14 protein-coding genes are annotated in these 15,243 nt (G+C 45.0%); 4 read left to right on the top strand and 10 right to left on the bottom strand.

Features of this window, described 5'->3' with window-relative positions; translation table 11 throughout:
* Positions 1-45: 45 nt before the first annotated feature.
* Positions 46-843 (bottom strand): delta-lactam-biosynthetic de-N-acetylase, encoded by a 798-nt coding sequence (gene pdaA / locus HUG20_RS05760; protein ID WP_200089093.1) that lies wholly within the window; start codon positions 841-843, stop codon positions 46-48.
* A gap of 76 nt (positions 844-919) precedes the next feature.
* Here pdaA and yfkAB point away from each other — a divergent pair, with 76 nt between their 5' ends.
* Complete coding sequence (gene yfkAB / locus HUG20_RS05755; protein ID WP_200089086.1) at positions 920-2,038, top strand: radical SAM/CxCxxxxC motif protein YfkAB; 1,119 nt, start codon at positions 920-922, stop codon at positions 2,036-2,038.
* Between the two features lie 14 nt (positions 2,039-2,052).
* Here the strand turns inward: yfkAB and HUG20_RS05750 are convergent, their stop codons facing one another.
* From HUG20_RS05750 to ku, 6 genes are all read right to left on the bottom strand, one after another.
* Positions 2,053-2,844: a YfkD family protein gene (locus tag HUG20_RS05750; RefSeq protein WP_200089084.1), complete on the bottom strand. Its 792-nt coding sequence runs from the start codon at positions 2,842-2,844 to the stop codon at positions 2,053-2,055.
* Positions 2,845-3,032: 188 nt separating this feature from the next.
* Positions 3,033-3,419, bottom strand: coding sequence for an OsmC family protein (locus HUG20_RS05745; RefSeq protein ID WP_200089082.1), 387 nt, complete (start codon positions 3,417-3,419; stop codon positions 3,033-3,035).
* A gap of 83 nt (positions 3,420-3,502) precedes the next feature.
* Positions 3,503-4,102 carry a YhcN/YlaJ family sporulation lipoprotein gene (locus HUG20_RS05740; protein ID WP_200089080.1) on the bottom strand — a complete coding sequence of 200 codons (600 nt, stop codon included), beginning with the start codon at positions 4,100-4,102 and terminating at the stop codon, positions 3,503-3,505.
* Between the two features lie 34 nt (positions 4,103-4,136).
* Positions 4,137-5,846 (bottom strand): GMC family oxidoreductase, encoded by a 1,710-nt coding sequence (locus HUG20_RS05735; protein WP_200089073.1) that lies wholly within the window; start codon positions 5,844-5,846, stop codon positions 4,137-4,139.
* 28 nt (positions 5,847-5,874) lie between these two features.
* Positions 5,875-6,642 (bottom strand): gluconate 2-dehydrogenase subunit 3 family protein, encoded by a 768-nt coding sequence (locus HUG20_RS05730; RefSeq protein ID WP_200089071.1) that lies wholly within the window; start codon positions 6,640-6,642, stop codon positions 5,875-5,877.
* A gap of 254 nt (positions 6,643-6,896) precedes the next feature.
* Positions 6,897-7,721, bottom strand: coding sequence for a non-homologous end joining protein Ku (ku, locus tag HUG20_RS05725; RefSeq protein ID WP_200089069.1), 825 nt, complete (start codon positions 7,719-7,721; stop codon positions 6,897-6,899).
* Between the two features lie 128 nt (positions 7,722-7,849).
* Here ku and ligD point away from each other — a divergent pair, with 128 nt between their 5' ends.
* A complete protein-coding gene (ligD, locus tag HUG20_RS05720; RefSeq protein WP_246476664.1) occupies positions 7,850-9,637 on the top strand; it encodes a DNA ligase D in 1,788 nt (595 codons plus the stop codon).
* A gap of 53 nt (positions 9,638-9,690) precedes the next feature.
* Positions 9,691-11,088 (top strand): MDR family MFS transporter, encoded by a 1,398-nt coding sequence (locus tag HUG20_RS05715; RefSeq protein ID WP_200089065.1) that lies wholly within the window; start codon positions 9,691-9,693, stop codon positions 11,086-11,088.
* A 106-nt stretch (positions 11,089-11,194) separates the two neighbouring features.
* Here the strand turns inward: HUG20_RS05715 and HUG20_RS05710 are convergent, their stop codons facing one another.
* Complete coding sequence (locus HUG20_RS05710; RefSeq protein ID WP_200089063.1) at positions 11,195-12,607, bottom strand: catalase; 1,413 nt, start codon at positions 12,605-12,607, stop codon at positions 11,195-11,197.
* Positions 12,608-12,930: 323 nt separating this feature from the next.
* On the opposite strand from HUG20_RS05710, the gene HUG20_RS05705 reads away from it, so the two are divergent.
* Complete coding sequence (locus HUG20_RS05705; protein ID WP_200089061.1) at positions 12,931-13,746, top strand: YihY/virulence factor BrkB family protein; 816 nt, start codon at positions 12,931-12,933, stop codon at positions 13,744-13,746.
* Positions 13,747-13,805: 59 nt separating this feature from the next.
* On the opposite strand, the gene HUG20_RS05700 is transcribed toward HUG20_RS05705, so the two are convergent.
* On the bottom strand, positions 13,806-14,591 hold the full coding sequence (locus HUG20_RS05700) for a VLRF1 family aeRF1-type release factor (protein WP_200089059.1): 786 nt from the start codon (positions 14,589-14,591) through the stop codon (positions 13,806-13,808).
* A gap of 77 nt (positions 14,592-14,668) precedes the next feature.
* Complete coding sequence (locus HUG20_RS05695; RefSeq protein WP_200089057.1) at positions 14,669-15,064, bottom strand: hypothetical protein; 396 nt, start codon at positions 15,062-15,064, stop codon at positions 14,669-14,671.
* Between the last annotated feature and the right edge of the window lie 179 nt (positions 15,065-15,243).

Genomic DNA, 15,243 nt, shown 5'->3' with positions numbered 1-15,243 from the left:
AAAATTGGTCGTGGCTACAAAAGAAACGGTCGCATTTGATGACGTTTATTGATCAAGAAGTGGGAAACGCCTGCCGGTTAAATGGTCCAAAGATTGAAATTGATAGCCTTCTGCTTTCAGCTCGTCGATAACATCACCAAGCGCAGCCGCGTTATCTTTCGATACCGAATGAAGCAACAAAACCGCCCCCGGATGAACACGATCCATAATCCTATCATAAGCATAAGTTTTGCCTTTTTGGGCGTCCGGATCCCAATCGACATAAGCGAATGACCAAAAAATATGCTGATACCCTTCTTCTTTTGCAATTTTCATCGTTCTTTCATTAAATGTACCGCGAGGAGGGCGCAAATAATTCATCTTCTTCCCCGTCAACGTTTTAAAAGCTTTCTCCACCTTTGCTAGTTCGGAGATTACTTCTTCATCATTTAAATCAGGAAAACTCGGGTGATTCCAGGAATGATTGCCGACAATATGCCCTTCATCATCCATTCTTTTGATTAAATCCACTTCGCGTTCGAAGTAATAACCTGTGACAAAAAATGCAGCCGGTACGCCCTTTTCTTTTAATACATCCAAAATAACGTCTGTGCAACCATTTTCATATCCACTGTCAAACGTAAGATAAATATTTTTTGTATCCGTATCGCCAATAAAATAACCATCATAGCGATCGAGCAGCTCGATGTAATGAGGTTCTGTCGTGGGCGGTTGATTGTTTTTCGCCGGTTTGAAATTCCAATCGTAAACGTTTTCGCCAAATCCTGTATCGCTTGCGGCCATAAATAAAAGCATCGCCATCGCAAGGATCACCCAGCGATTTTTGCTCACTCCTCTTCCCATTTTCATTCGCCTCCCTTTTCTTCTACCGCCTTTTTTTGTATGATCAAAATTAGTATCCATCAAAAAGGAGTTTATTATGACCAGCAAAGCAAAAGAGACGATTTCACCAACCAATGATCCATGGGAAGCGTATGAAGATTACGCCAGGTTTGGAACACATACGCTCACAAACGTTGAATTCACAACAACCACCCTTTGCAATATGAGATGTGAACATTGTGCCGTCGGTTCCATGCTAAGCCGCCGGGATCCTACAGATGGCCTGCCTGTCGACTTGCTTATGAAACGTTTGGATGAGATTGAGCACCTCCGTACATTGAGCATCACGGGCGGAGAACCGATGCTTTCAAAAAAATCCGTGGAACAGTACGTCGTGCCGCTGCTTCGATATGCTTATGCGCGCGGGGTGAGCACACAAATCAACTCGAATTTAACATTACCGTTAAGCCAATATGAAGCTATTCTCCCATACATCGACGTTCTACATATCACGCATAATTATGGAAACTTTGAGGATTTTGCTGCCATCGGCTTCGCTCATATGGAAAAACCCCCAACCATGGAAAAAAGGCAGCTTTTTTTTGATCGCATGATTGAAAATGCCAAAGTACTAACGGCGCAAGGCATTATGGTATCGGCAGAAACGATGCTAAATAAACGAACCTTGCCCCATCTTGAAGCAATCCACGATCAAATTACTGCGATGGGATGCCAACGACATGAAGTGCATCCCATGTACCCAACTGATTTTGCCGGCGACATGGAAATCGCAACGCTGCCGGAAATCAGAAGCGGCATTCATCGTTTGCTTGACCATCGGAACAACGGGACCTGGATGCTTTTCGGTACGCTTCCCTTTTATGCCTGTAACGGAGATGAAAACGATCTGCAGCTATTAAAGCGACTGTACGGAAGTGAAAATGTCACCGTAAGAAATGACCCAGACGGGCGTAACCGTTTAAATGTAAATGTGTTCAACGGCAACATTAGTGTCACCGATTTTGGTGATGAACCGGCGCTGGGCAACATCCAAAACGCTCCATTGCCTGCCGCCTTTTCCAAGTGGAAGGCGTCTTCACTGGCACAATCTCTGCATTGCCATTGCCCTTCTGTTCAATGTCTCGGTCCGAATGCGCTCGTTAAAAACGCTTATTATAAAGACACTGACTTTCAAGCAAGATCGAGCAACCTATAAACCTTGCGAAAGTTTTAGCCGTTGCGATACGTTAGCGTGACGTGATTTTTCACGGGAATCCAGCCATCAACGGCTTGTTTTTCGATATTTTGTACCTCTAGGAACCGTTTATTGCCTTTCATTTTCACGTATACTTCTCCGTAGGTCACCGTCCCCTTTTCATGGGCAGCCGGCACGTATCCGTGCAATACACCAAGTTTTTTCCCTTCCACTTGGTAATTCGGCCCGACCTCTGTACCTTGGCCGATCGTGGAGCTAAAAGATAGAGGCAAAGACGTTTTTTCTGCGGCTTTCATTCTCATTAAATTTTTTACCCCTTCAAGTTGGGGCACATCGCTGTTCAACTCGCCTTTGGCTTCCTTGTTTTGCGTTTGTTTGTATTGAAGAGTGACGACTGTGTCACCGCCACGATTATCTTGTTCATTGGTATTAATGTTTTCGTATTCCCAGTTCATTTCCGTATCGTCGGAATCATAATTCAGCGCCCATTTCCCTAAATAAATGGAAGCATTGACGCCAAAGGGTATTTTTGAGTCCTTGATGGCCGATTCATTTAACATAGCTACAAGCTCGGGATTATCGATGTTTTCTTCTGATGTTTCCTGCAAGTCTTTCGTTAAATCCGAAGGTTCAAGCTCGGGCAACTCACGGCTCGTGTTGCTGTATGTGTTTTCTCTGGCAATGTCATACACATGGTCCGGTTTCGAGAATGAATCGTTTTCTTCCTCATCGGCTTGAACGGTTTCCGGCATGATGATCGATGTGCTTAAAAGCAACATCGACGCTATGAATACAAAACTTCTCATGCATAAGCCTCCCTGATTATTTTCGTTTATCCCGGTGGCAAGCGCCCCGATTGGTTCAACTAACCATCAGAGGGGAAAAACGCTCCCTCTGATGGAAGTTTCACTTTATTATGATCTGCGGAAGGCGGGATTATCCATTTCGAGACGAAAAGAAAAAACAGTGCCTCTGAATGAAGCACTGTCTCTCGCTAAGGATTCAATGTTAATGACTCCGTGACGGTGATCGCCGGTTCTACCGATTGAACGATGGTGCAATTCTTTTTTGCGATGTCCAAAAGCTTTTCCATGAGTTCTTCTTTTACGCCTTCTGCTTCTATCGTGTAATGAAGATGCACCGTCTTTACTTCATGCGGTTCTTCATCATTTCTCGTTACATCGGCGTGAATGCGAATGTCCCCGATCTCCAGGCGTCGCTTTCGCATTATTTTACGGAGCACACTTCCGCTGCAACCGGCGATCGCTGATACGAGGAGTTGATATGGGCGAAACCCGTGTTCATCTTCCCCGGAAATCAGCAACTCGCCAAACGGGGCTTGTGTACGAAACGCTTCTTCATTTTCAATTTGGAATTCCATAACTTGCTCCCTCCCTTTTGCATATCTATTGTAACGAAGGAAACAAAAATTTGCAGTGATACGCACTTGGAGCCGAACCAGGTTTATGGCGTATGATCTTCCCGCATTTCCCGATAATGTTCAAACGTATCCTCATCATCCGTGACAATAAGCTCTTTATCCCCTATTTCGTTTTGTAGTCGTGCTTCAATATCCGCGATCGTTTGATCGACGTCGTCCCCCTTGGTTTGGATACCGACGATCACACGTGTATCATCAACGACGACATAACTTTCCTCGATGTCATCCATCGCGTTAACTTCTTGTTCCATGCTCTCCAAACGGTTTTCGCTCTCCTGGTCCGGATTTTCCCTTTCATATCGCTGGGCTCGTTCTTCTTCAGCTTCCCGCTCTTCCTCCGTAAACGTGTCCTTATCCGTTACATCTTGCGGATTGTTAAAGTAAAATGATCCGCGACCATCGGTCTTATTACGCGACCCCTGACGTTCATCCCTCGTGACTCGATCTTCAACGGTAAAATCATCAGGATCGTGGGATTGATCGTTCAATTGACCTATATTTGTCGGTTCATTTTGCTCTCCTCCGGGGTTAGTGGTGTTTTCAGCATTATCATCTGTGTTACCACAGCCAACTAAAGCGGACAAAATGATGGCGGAGCAAAGTGCCAGTGTTATTTTTTTCATGTGTAGATCCCCCCTTTTATTAGGCTTGTACTTTTCATGCCAATGGTCCCGGATTTTCATAATACTGTTTTATGCCTTCAGCTGCTCGATAGGAAAGTGCGCCTACTGTCGGCGTCGGATTATTCCCGCTGTTATGGGCAAACGCGGAAGCGCCCACGACGAAGAGATTTTCACAATCCCACATTTGTAAATAATTGTTAACCGCAGAAGTCTCAGGGTCCGCACCCATGATCACGCCTCCGGTATTATGGGTCGATTGATAAGGCCTGATGTTATAATCACCAATATCCGGGTTAGCGATAATGTCGCCCGCGCCCATTTCCTGCATAATCTCTTGCATACGCTCTGTTTGATGAGCGGCAAGGTTTCGGTCTTGTTCCGTAAAATTGTAAGTCATCCGTAATAGCGGGTCCCCAAGACTATCTGTATACGTTGGATCCAGATCGAGATAGTTATTAATGTGAGGCATACTAGCGCCTTCCGCTCCAATGGATAGCGTCCGGAACAAATAATGGGCATTGGCCTCTTTAAATTCACTGCCCCATTGTTTCGTTCCCGGCGGGACCGGATTCGTATTAATCGGACGAAGCCCCGATTGCACAAGCCGAATCGCGCCTCCGTGAAGAAAATCAAGATCGCTATGATCAAAATTGTCCCCGTTATAATCATCCACATGCCCCGTTAAAGCGCCCGCGCCTGCATACATATTAAACTGCTTATCAAAGAATCCTTGTACGGATGTCTGAATTTGATAGCAATAGTTTTTACCAATCACGCCAGTACGGGTATCCGGGTCATAAGGAGTTCCAATATCCGATTGTAATAAAAGCCGGCTATTATTCATCACATAAGTCGTGAGAATAACCATATCTGCAGGCTGGAAAAATTCTTCACCGGTTCGTGTGTCAATGAAATAAACACCATCGGTCCGTTCCCCGTCATAAGAGACACTCCGTACGTTGGCATGGGTGCGAAGTTCAAAATTCCCGGTTTCTTTTGCCGTCGGAATCACTGTGATAATGGGATCTGATTTCGCTTGATAGTCGCACCCGAAACGTTCACAAAAAGAACAGTATTGGCACTGTTGAATCGTTTGCCCATCCGGATTCGTGTAGGCTTCGGTCAAATTGGCAGAAGGTCCTTGATAAGGATGCAAACCTAATTCACTTGACGCATCTTTAAACAATCGAATCGCCGGTGTTTCAACCATCGGCGGTGTCGGATATTCTGTGGAACGAGGCGCTGACATTTCATTATCCTCGCCTGACGTGCCGATCGTTTCATCAAACTGTGCAAAGTGTTCTTCCATTTCTTCATAACTAATTCCCCAATCTTGAAGGGACATATCTTCAGGAATTTTATCTTCGCCGTAACGATCAATGGTTTGTGAACGAATCTCGAAATCATAAGGAAAAAAGCGTGGACACATCCCATTCCAATGCACGCCGGCACCACCAAGTCCTGTCCCTAACAAAAATGATCCAAGTTGTCTCATCGGCAAGGCCCGCATATCACGATCATTTCGGAATGTTAACGTTTCTTTCGATAAATCTTGCATCAGGTCATAACGAACCGCATACTTTAGTTCATCCTTTTGCATGATGAAATCATCAATCGTACGTTCAGCGCCTCGTTCCAAGCCAATAACCTCGATGCCGGCTTTCGTTAATTCAGACGCAATGATGCCGCCCGCCCAGCCAACGCCGATTACTGCTGCTTCTTTTCTAGGTAACTCTGTTGCCATAATCGCCCTCCTCATTATTGTCCGCAAATCAATCGTGATGATCATATAAACTGATCGGATCTATTTCCTCAAATTCTCCGTCAATGGCATCTGTGTAGGCCATCTGGGGGCCCGGGTATTGAATCTGGCGCCATCCTTCCATATTAAGATTCCCGCCATAAACAGGATCGGAATAGGCACCTTCAATGGTGGCTGTCCGTAACATGGCAAAAAACTCATCGGATGCAATGCCGGTCATATCAATATCGCCATCCTCAAATGCTTCTAAAATGTCATCTTGGTCGTCCGCTTCCAGATCAAAGAAGGACTCATTGAATTGATTTTCAGCTATGTCCTGGATCGAACGAACCCCATGAAGAAAAGCGTCTCTGCGCAATAAAGCCGATTGCGGCCCTTGGGTAGGAGCGCCTTCAAAAAAAGGACCCTGCATATATTCACGTGAATTGAATCCATATTCTCCTGCTAGCTGTTTGTCTATATAATAGGGGACACCCAAACTGATAGCGCCCGGGCCTGTATCATCATCGGGAAAAATTCTCTCGACTGCCGCGCTCAACACATCAAAGTCCTCTTGTCGTTTGAAAAACATCCGTGCTTGTGTACGCTGCTCTGGCGATTCGTTTTCTGTGCCTTCATCCGTATTCGTTTGATCACTGGTTGTACCGACAAAATTTTGCGTGAAAACTCCGCCAAGGAGCCCCCCACCGACAGCACCGCCTACAACATAACCGCTATTTTTAAGAAACTGTCGCCGAGATAAGCCTTTTGTTTGTTGTTCTTCGTTTTCATCTGCCATTTGTTCCCCTCCTTTATTTATGATTGTTTGAAAAGGAATTCTTTCTTCTTTTTCCCAAAAGGGGGGATTGATATACGATTGAATCCGACTTCCTTTAATATTTTCCGTTATACACTTGAAATAAGAAAATCCGCCGGCTTCTTTGTAGCCGACGGTCACGCCCGTTGTGTGCTTGGGCAAACGTATACAGAGATCGAACCAATAAAAGTGTCCAATCCGAGGGAGACACGTCTCCTTTCCATGGATCCATGTCATTAAGACGATTTTTTTGACGTTGTCGTTTTCTTTTTTCCTGTTGTCGTTTTCTTTTTCGTGCGGTCGACTGATGCTTGCAACGCATCCATTAGATCTGTCACATTATCCGGCTTTCCTTCTTTCTCGGGAGTGACGACACTTTCGCCATTTTGTTTTGATTCAAGAAGGGCGAGTAGATTTTTCCGATATTCATCTTCATATTTTTCAGGTTCAAAGCTGGCGGTTAATTGATCGATTAACAAAACTGCCGTATCGAGTTCCTTTTTATCAATATTTTCACTCGAGGGCACATTTGGCACATCGGCGCTTGCGCGAATTTCATCGGGATAATGCAATGTCTCCATAAGCAACGCCTCGTCGCGGATTCGCAAAACAGCCAACTGCTCTTTGGAACGAATCATAATCTTGGCAATCCCTACTTTGCGAGTATCGGAAAGGGCCTTTCGTAAAAGGGCGTACGCCTTCGACCCTCCCTCATCGGGCCCCAAATAATAGCTGCTATTAAAATACACGGGATCGATTTCATCGATATGGATGAAATCGAGAATTTCCACTGCTTTTTCTGTATTTGCTTCTTTTAACTCTTTCAATTCTTTCTCTTCGACAATGACGAATCGGCCGTCATTCATTTCATGCCCTTTGACGATATCCTCCTTTTCCACCGTTTCCTCACAAACCGGGCAAACCTTTTCGTATTTGATCGGCGTATGACATTTCTGATGAAGATTCCGGAACGAAACCGCTTTATTTTCGGTCGCCGCATGTAATTTGACAGGGATAGAGACAAGCCCGAATTGAATGCTTCCTTTCCAAATGGTGTGCAACAGCCTTCCCTCCCTTTTTCGTTTAGTTTAGGGATGTGAAACGGCTGCCATACGTTGTAAAATATGGTTTTTTACATAAAGAAAACAATGTGTAGAAAACTACTGGCGGAGGTGTTCGTGTGTCATTCATGTTAGCAGTCAGTCGGAAGCAACTTCCCGAAGGAGAACAATGGCATTATGAATTAAAATACGACGGCTATCGCGCGCAGCTAATTTGGGACGGGTCGACATGCATCTTGTTCAGCCGTAATCATAATCGTTTGGAAAAACAATTTCCCGAAATCATAGACACTTGCCATCGGTATTTTCCGAAAAAAACCGTGCATCTCGACGGTGAAATCGTACTTTTTCAAAACCCGGGACTTGCCGATTTTCATGCCCTGAAACGTCGGCATCGCCTTCGTTCACAAACTTCCATTCATGCCGCAAGCCGCAAACGTCCGGCGTGCTTTCTCGCCTTTGATGTCCTCGTAGCCGAGGATCGGGAATTGAAAAATGAATCCTACATAAAGAGAAAAAAAGAACTGGAAAGCACGTTCGTGGATTTTGGCCTGCCTACTAATCCAACGCCGCATGATACACGCCGCATACAATCTATCCCTATGTATGAGCATGCTGAAATTATTCAATATCAAGCCAATCTATATCGTAGCGAGGGGATTGTTGCCAAAACAAACCAGCATATTTACACCGGGGAACGCTCGGAATCCTGGTTAAAAATAAAAACCCCTTATGTGCTTTCTTGTTTCATTCTTTCTTACACACCCGCTAATGGATATTTTGAAGTTGGGGTTTATAAAAATGGAGAGGCTGTCACCCTTGGTCAGTGTGCCCATGGACTTTCAAAAATGGAAAAAGAAACGCTTGTCACCATCATAAAACATAACGGCAGATGGAATGCAGAAGCACGCAAGCATGAAATCGATCCGTCCATCGTTGTGACACTCGCGTTTACGACCTACAGCAATGATTTTCGGGAAGCCCAGTTCCAGTCATTTGAACTCAACACCCCTGCAAGCAGATGTACATGGGAAACGTGGGAAAATGCCGGGCTGAAATGGCCAAAGCGGGTAGCGCTCACCCACCCTGATAAAGCCTTGTGGGAAGCACCCAAGATTTTCAAGCGCGATTTTCTTGCCTATACACGAACGGTCGCACCTTTTTGCCTACCCCATCTCGCCAAACGGTTACTAACTGTCGTTCGTTACCCGCATGGTAGGTTTGGCGAAGCTTTTTTCCAAAAACAATGCCCGGATTACGCCCCTTCCTATGTAGATACCGAAACCTTTGAAGATACCGATTATATTGTTGCCAATCATGTCGATACCTTGCTGTGGCTTGCCAATCAACTGGCCATCGAATGGCACATTCCATTTTCACTGTCTTCGAACCGTTATGTCGAGGAGATCGTCCTTGATCTTGACCCGCCGGATGCGGGAGCTTTTTCATTGGCGATCGATGGTGCAAATGTTTTGAAAGAACTCTTCGACCGGCTAGGATTAACTAGCTTTGTAAAATTCTCCGGTAATAAAGGATTACAAGTGTATATCCCCCTTATCAAAAACCGATACACATACGAAGAAACGCATCCGTTTACGGAAGCGATCGGTGCCTATTGCCTGCAACAAAGACCTGATTTATTTACTCGGGAACGTTTCAAAAAAAACCGTGGGAGAAAATTGTATATTGATATTCCCCAATACGCATTTGGCAAAACCATTATTGCGCCTTATTCCCTCAGGGGAAACGGGGAAGCGCTCGTTGCCTGTCCTCTTTTCTGGGAAGAAGTGTCTTCTAACCTTGACCGTACAGTATTCACCCTCCACGGTGTGCAACAACGGCTAGAGGATCAAGGTTGCCCTTTCCTCCCCTATATGAAGACGCAAAATCAGCTCCCTGATTTCGATCGCCGTTGATTTTATGGTAGGATATGGAGTATACTTGTTTATTCCACCAGGAGCTGTTCACCATGTATGAGACAGAAGTTCAAGATACAAAAAGTGTGAGTAAATGGGGCGTGCTTATCGCTGCATTACTCGGCGGTTTTATGGTCATTTTAAACAATAGCCTTATGAATGTTGCCCTTCCGTATTTTATGGATCTTTTTCAAATTACTGCTGTGGAAGGGCAGTGGATTGTTACCGCGTTTGCGTTGGGAATGGCAATCGTAATGCCTCTTACCAGTTACTTAAGTAAACGCTTCGGACCTAAAAAAATCTTTTTACTCGGTACGCTTATTTTTTTCGCCGGTTCTTTAGCCGGCCCTTTTTCTTGGAATTTTACGAGCATTATTGCCTTTCGATTGCTTCAAGGGTTCGGAGGCGGGTTGATTATGCCGCTTACGATGATGCTCATCTTCAAGCACTTTCCGAAAAATGAACGCGGCTTTGCGTTGGGCATTTGGGGGATAGCCGCCATGGTCGCTCCGACCATCGGCCCAACCCTTGGCGGTGTACTTTTAGAGTTTTTTTCCTGGGAAATGCTGTTTTATATTAATGTTCCCACCGCGTTTATCGCTGCAGGCGCTGCCTTGTACTTTCTTCAAAAGGATGCAGAGCCAACGATGCTTAGGTTTGATTGGCGCGGATTTCTATTCATTAGTTTCGGCCTCGTCACCACCATGATCGGCATCGACCTCTTGCAGTCCTATTCTGGGGAGCTGTGGGTGTATGGTCTTATTATTGCCGGCGTGACTGGGCTCGTACTATTTATTTGGCAAGAACTTACAAGCGATGAACCACTTTTGAATATACGCATTTTAAAAAATGCAGTCTTTAGCGGAAGCTTACTTGTCATTAATTTCAGCGTAATGGCTATGTTTTCCGTTTTGTTGTTTGTCCCTATCCTTATTCAGGACATTTATGGCTATTCGCCTCTGTACGCCGGCTTCGTTCTCTTTCCGCAAGCGATATCCATGGGTATTGCCATGACGATCGGAGGACGGGTACTCGATAAAAAAGGACCTTACATCGTCATTATGACCGGTGTTGTAGTGACAACAATTGCCACATTTGCCATCGGGTTCTCCATCGGGCAAGTTGGAATCGTTATGCTGATCGTTTTCTTGGTTATCCAGGGGATCGGAAACGGATTGATTAATACGCCCGCGTCCACCGCAGGGTTGAATGCTCTAAAAGAAGCGCATGTTCCTGCCGGATCGGCATTCAACAACGTTTCTCGGCAATTAATGAAAGTCATCTGCATCGTCTTTTTATCAATCTTTTTTGAATATCGGAGGGGGATGCATGTAACCCAAAACGAATGGATAGTTGCCGGCGAGCAAGCCGTCCGGGATTCCTATTTGCTTGTCGCCTCCCTACTGGTGGCTTCCATTATTCTCGTCTTTTACCTAAGAAAACGGTGGTGAATCAACCCACATGTCGCTTTCATGGCGACCCTGGCCCGTGATTACATGAAAAAAAAAACTGAAGGCGTAGTCGGCATTGGCTACGCCTAAACAGTTCTTCTATCATTTACGCTCGCAAGCCGTCCGCTACATGTTCGCCGAGCTCACGGGAAGCAAGGGAAAGATACTCAATCACCTTGACCTGTAAGTCCCGATGTACTCCTGTCAGCGCGGTGACAAGATTTGAGATAAGTTGAGATTTTCCGGTTTGTGATAACGATTGATAGAATTCTCCTGCTTGTGAAAAATCATCTTGCTTTGCGATATCCGAACGCACGAGTTCCCCTTCTACATATCTGCCTTCCCCACTTGTCTGTAAATCGGCTGGGCGCCAATGCTTTTGCGCATTCACCGGCACCTTGCGGAATCGTGGACCGATACGATAACGCTGAGAATCCCAATATATATTCGCCCGCCCTTGCAATATCTTATCATCGGACAATTCCGCTCCGTCTAATAAATTCGATGGTGAGAAAGCAATCTTTTCCACTTGCTCCATATAATTGTCAGGATTGCGATTGAGCACCATCTTCCCGACAGGATGGAAGGGAAACATTTCTTCATCCCACACTTTGGTGTCATCAAGGGGATCAAAAGGAAGTTGTTCTTCATCCCTTGGATCCATTATTTGCACGTACAGCCCGTATTCTACCGGTTCCCCGCTCGCGATCGTCCGGAAGAGATCTTCGCCGGCGTAATCGGGATTGATCGCTGCAAGTTTCTCTGCCTCCTGGCTTGTAATATATTCTACACCATCAAAAGGAATCCAGGTGTATTTAATGTAATGGCGCTTTCCTTCCGAATTCCGCCACACGTACGTACTGACGCTGTGACCGGGGATTCGCCGAAAGCTTTTGACCGTGCCGTGGTCTGAAAAGAGACGGACGATAAAATGAGTGGATTCCGGCGTGCTGGCGACAAACCTCCAAAGCAAGTTCGGGTCCATTAGGTTATTCCGGGGTGATGGCGATAACGCTGCGATACTTTCTGGAAAACGCATAGGATCGCGCAACAAAAAGACGGGGATATGGTTGCAAATAAGGTCGAAAATCCCATCGTCGGTATAGAACTTCGTGGAAAATCCACGAATGTTTCGTGATGTATCCGGTGTGCCTTTATTGCTCGCCCCGAGCGAAAAACGGACCGCGACAGGAACTGTTTGACCAGCCTGCTGAAGAAAGGGGAGTTTTGTGTATTCGCTCATGCTATTTAACGTTTCGAAATACCCGAAGGCACCAAATCCTTTCACATGTAAAGGTCGCTCCACTATCTTCTCGTGAATGAATGTTTCCAGTTTTTCGTGCAAAATGTTATCTTGCTCCAGTATTGGACCGTTCTTGCCAACCGTTTGTGAATAAGATGGAGCAGGATGATGCGATTGCTTATGTTGACGAACGGAATGGTTGTTTCCTGTTGCTGCCGCTGTTTTGCGAACAGGAATGCGCCTTTCTTGTTGAGGATCTTGCTTGTTATCGCCCATTATTTCCTCCTTGTGAAAAATTGGTCACGTCATATTGTTATGAATGCTGCTTGTCTCAATATGCAGCATTGGCAAAGATAATGGGGCGGATTGAAAAAATAGGTGCTAAAGGTTGAAAATGCAGTCAAGATCATGCATGAGCGTCGAAAAAAGGGAGAGGAAAAAACGGAACAACTGGATTGTACAAATCGCTCAAGAATCTAACGATGGCCGTTTTTACAAGCCTCCACAAAGAAAACAGAACAAACAGTCCCGTCATTTGCCTTAATATCCTAAAAAATGCCATAATATGAAGCATTAACCTTGCTGACAGGAGATGCACTATGGGTAAAAAGATCGTAAAGCGTATGATTCAATCGACGTGGGAATACAGGCTATTTGATATCGCCGCGCAGATGGCCTACTATTTCCTATTGGCATTGTTCCCACTGCTCATCGTTCTTCTTAGCATCTTGCACATTTTGCCGGTTGGCGTCCATGATGTTCTTGTGCTCATTCACCCTTATGTACCGGAAAACTTATTATCGTTCATCGCCGTAAATTTAAGCGATGTATTGGATGTTCAACGAACAGAGACGCTTTCCATTAGCTCGTTTGTCACCGTTTGGATGACGCTAATGGGCTCCTTTGCCGTTATTCGCGCGGTTAACAGCGCTTACCAATTCCCCGACCCATCCTTGTCGCGAATGATCATCGTCGGGTTCGTGCTCGTCTTTACGTTACTGACAGCAGTCATTGTTTCGTTGTTGTTTCCTGTCTTTGGAGAACCCATTGGCCGGTTTATTTTTACCGTTCTCGGACTGGAAGAAGCGATGCATATCTTCTGGTCGTTTATCCGTTGGGGGATTAGTTTTTTTGTTGTCGGAATCGTGTTACTCATCCTTTATATTATCGTACCGAGCCAACGTATGAGCTGGCGTGACACGTGGCCGGGGGCATTATTTGCTACTGTTGGATGGCAGGCAGCTTCGTTTGGTTTCTCCCATTTTAATCAATGGAATGATTACACCCTTATCTACGGGGGATTGGGTACGATCATCGGTCTAATGATCTGGTTTTTTCTAACCGCCTTTATGATTCTGCTCGGCGCACAGCTAAATGCCGTTATAATGGAGATGCACCGTAATGGCGACTGTTAAGTCCAAGATTAAAAAAGCCCCCAATGCACCGATCACGGATTGTTGAGGACTGCTTTGTTTTAGCGAATATCTACGCCATACACTGCGTTGACGATTTCATGGGCAGGTTTAGATCCCAAGTTTTTCGCAACTTTTCCTTTTATATACGAATCACTTATGTGTTGCGTGAGCTCAGACACTGATTCTTTGCTCCCGACAAAATAAGCGCCATTCACCCCTCTGTTTTTCAGCTCTTTTGTTAACACAGGTGCGAGGTTTTTATACCAGCGATGTTTGTTTTCTTCAAAACGGCGTTGAAAATCATCGATGTTTGTATCTGCCGCTGATGGTGGCGATGATTGGTCATCATAATCCACCCAATCTTCTTTTTCCAAATCCCAACTGAACTTTTTCTCATCGCGAACTTCCCCAAGCGAGGTATCAATAAGCGTAACATCCCGTTGTTGCGTGACGATGATCCCTGTGGCCGGATACTTTTCTTGCAATTCTTCCAACTGGGCCGTGTCTGCTTCCGTGTCCCAATGGAATGAGCTTTCAACGGGAACTTGTAGTGTTTTTGCCGTCCAAATATCCCCATCTGCGGAAGCGATGAGAACGAGACTTTTTTGCATGTTTTTTTGCTGGTCATAAATATAAGCATTCGCTTCACGCAAAAGATTTTTTAAAGCTTTTTTGCCTTTCTTTTCCCCGCTTTTTTCTGCGTACTCTTCCAGACGTTTGATTCCGTTCTTAAGCCGAATCTTCCATTCATCGTGTTCACTTAAATCAGTATTTAAGTAAATCGTCAAAATACCAAGCTCGTCTTTTTTCCTTTTGATCTTATTCAATTCTTGGTCTAAAGCCACTGTTTCGTCCTCCCCTATTCGTCTTACTGTTTGTATTTCCACTGTGAAGGGGAGTTAAACCTGGCATTTCCAGGATTTTAATTTTCGTTCTGCGGAAGCTGTGTCGGACCGGGTTGTGCGGTCTGATTTTTATCCCGATGGTTTTGAAGCTCTCTGCCTGCCTCTTTAGCAATACCAAGGACATCTGTTACGGTATTTTTTAAATGCGACGAATGCTTGGTAATTTGTTCAACGTCCTCGCCCGCTACTTGTAAGCGTTCGTTGACTTTTTCCGTCGTTCCCTTCACCAAATCGCTGATCTCTTCACGATTGTCTTTGACAAATGCACCCGCATCCGTTACAAATTGCTTGCCTTCCTTCACACAGGAGACCGTTTTATTTCTGGCATTTTTATTGAATAACAAAAACCCCACCAGCGCGGAGACACTTCCCACGGTAATATAAGTAGCCCATCTTGTTTCTTTTCTAGCCAATATCATCCCTCCAAAACACATTAGATGCTCTTAAGTATAGTTTACCACAAATCCTGCTATATTATCTTTCCACGAACATCCAAAATGAAGCAAAATAGTATGAATTCTTCTTTAAATTGTAACATTTTATCAATGCATTCATGGCTCACATACGTTACAATGAATATAAAGAAAATGTG

Origin of the sequence: Salicibibacter cibi (assembly GCF_016495865.1) — a bacterium.
In the GTDB taxonomy this organism is placed as follows: domain Bacteria; phylum Bacillota; class Bacilli; order Bacillales; family Marinococcaceae; genus Salicibibacter; species Salicibibacter cibi.
The sequence above is the reverse complement of the archived record's forward strand: the minus strand, read 5'-3'. Positions and strand labels throughout refer to the sequence as shown.

Bases quoted from the DNA above. Each gene is read 5' to 3' on its own strand.
- pdaA (WP_200089093.1), bottom strand. From the start codon at position 843: ATGGGAAGAGGAGTGAGCAAAAATCGCTGGGTGATCCTTGCGATGGCG.
- yfkAB (WP_200089086.1), top strand. From the start codon at position 920: ATGACCAGCAAAGCAAAAGAGACGATTTCACCAACCAATGATCCATGG.
- HUG20_RS05750 (WP_200089084.1), bottom strand. From the start codon at position 2,844: ATGAGAAGTTTTGTATTCATAGCGTCGATGTTGCTTTTAAGCACATCG.
- HUG20_RS05745 (WP_200089082.1), bottom strand. From the start codon at position 3,419: ATGGAATTCCAAATTGAAAATGAAGAAGCGTTTCGTACACAAGCCCCG.
- HUG20_RS05740 (WP_200089080.1), bottom strand. From the start codon at position 4,102: ATGAAAAAAATAACACTGGCACTTTGCTCCGCCATCATTTTGTCCGCT.
- HUG20_RS05735 (WP_200089073.1), bottom strand. From the start codon at position 5,846: ATGGCAACAGAGTTACCTAGAAAAGAAGCAGCAGTAATCGGCGTTGGC.
- HUG20_RS05730 (WP_200089071.1), bottom strand. From the start codon at position 6,642: ATGGCAGATGAAAACGAAGAACAACAAACAAAAGGCTTATCTCGGCGA.
- ligD (WP_246476664.1), top strand. From the start codon at position 7,850: ATGTTAGCAGTCAGTCGGAAGCAACTTCCCGAAGGAGAACAATGGCAT.
- HUG20_RS05715 (WP_200089065.1), top strand. From the start codon at position 9,691: ATGTATGAGACAGAAGTTCAAGATACAAAAAGTGTGAGTAAATGGGGC.
- HUG20_RS05710 (WP_200089063.1), bottom strand. From the start codon at position 12,607: ATGGGCGATAACAAGCAAGATCCTCAACAAGAAAGGCGCATTCCTGTT.
- HUG20_RS05705 (WP_200089061.1), top strand. From the start codon at position 12,931: ATGGGTAAAAAGATCGTAAAGCGTATGATTCAATCGACGTGGGAATAC.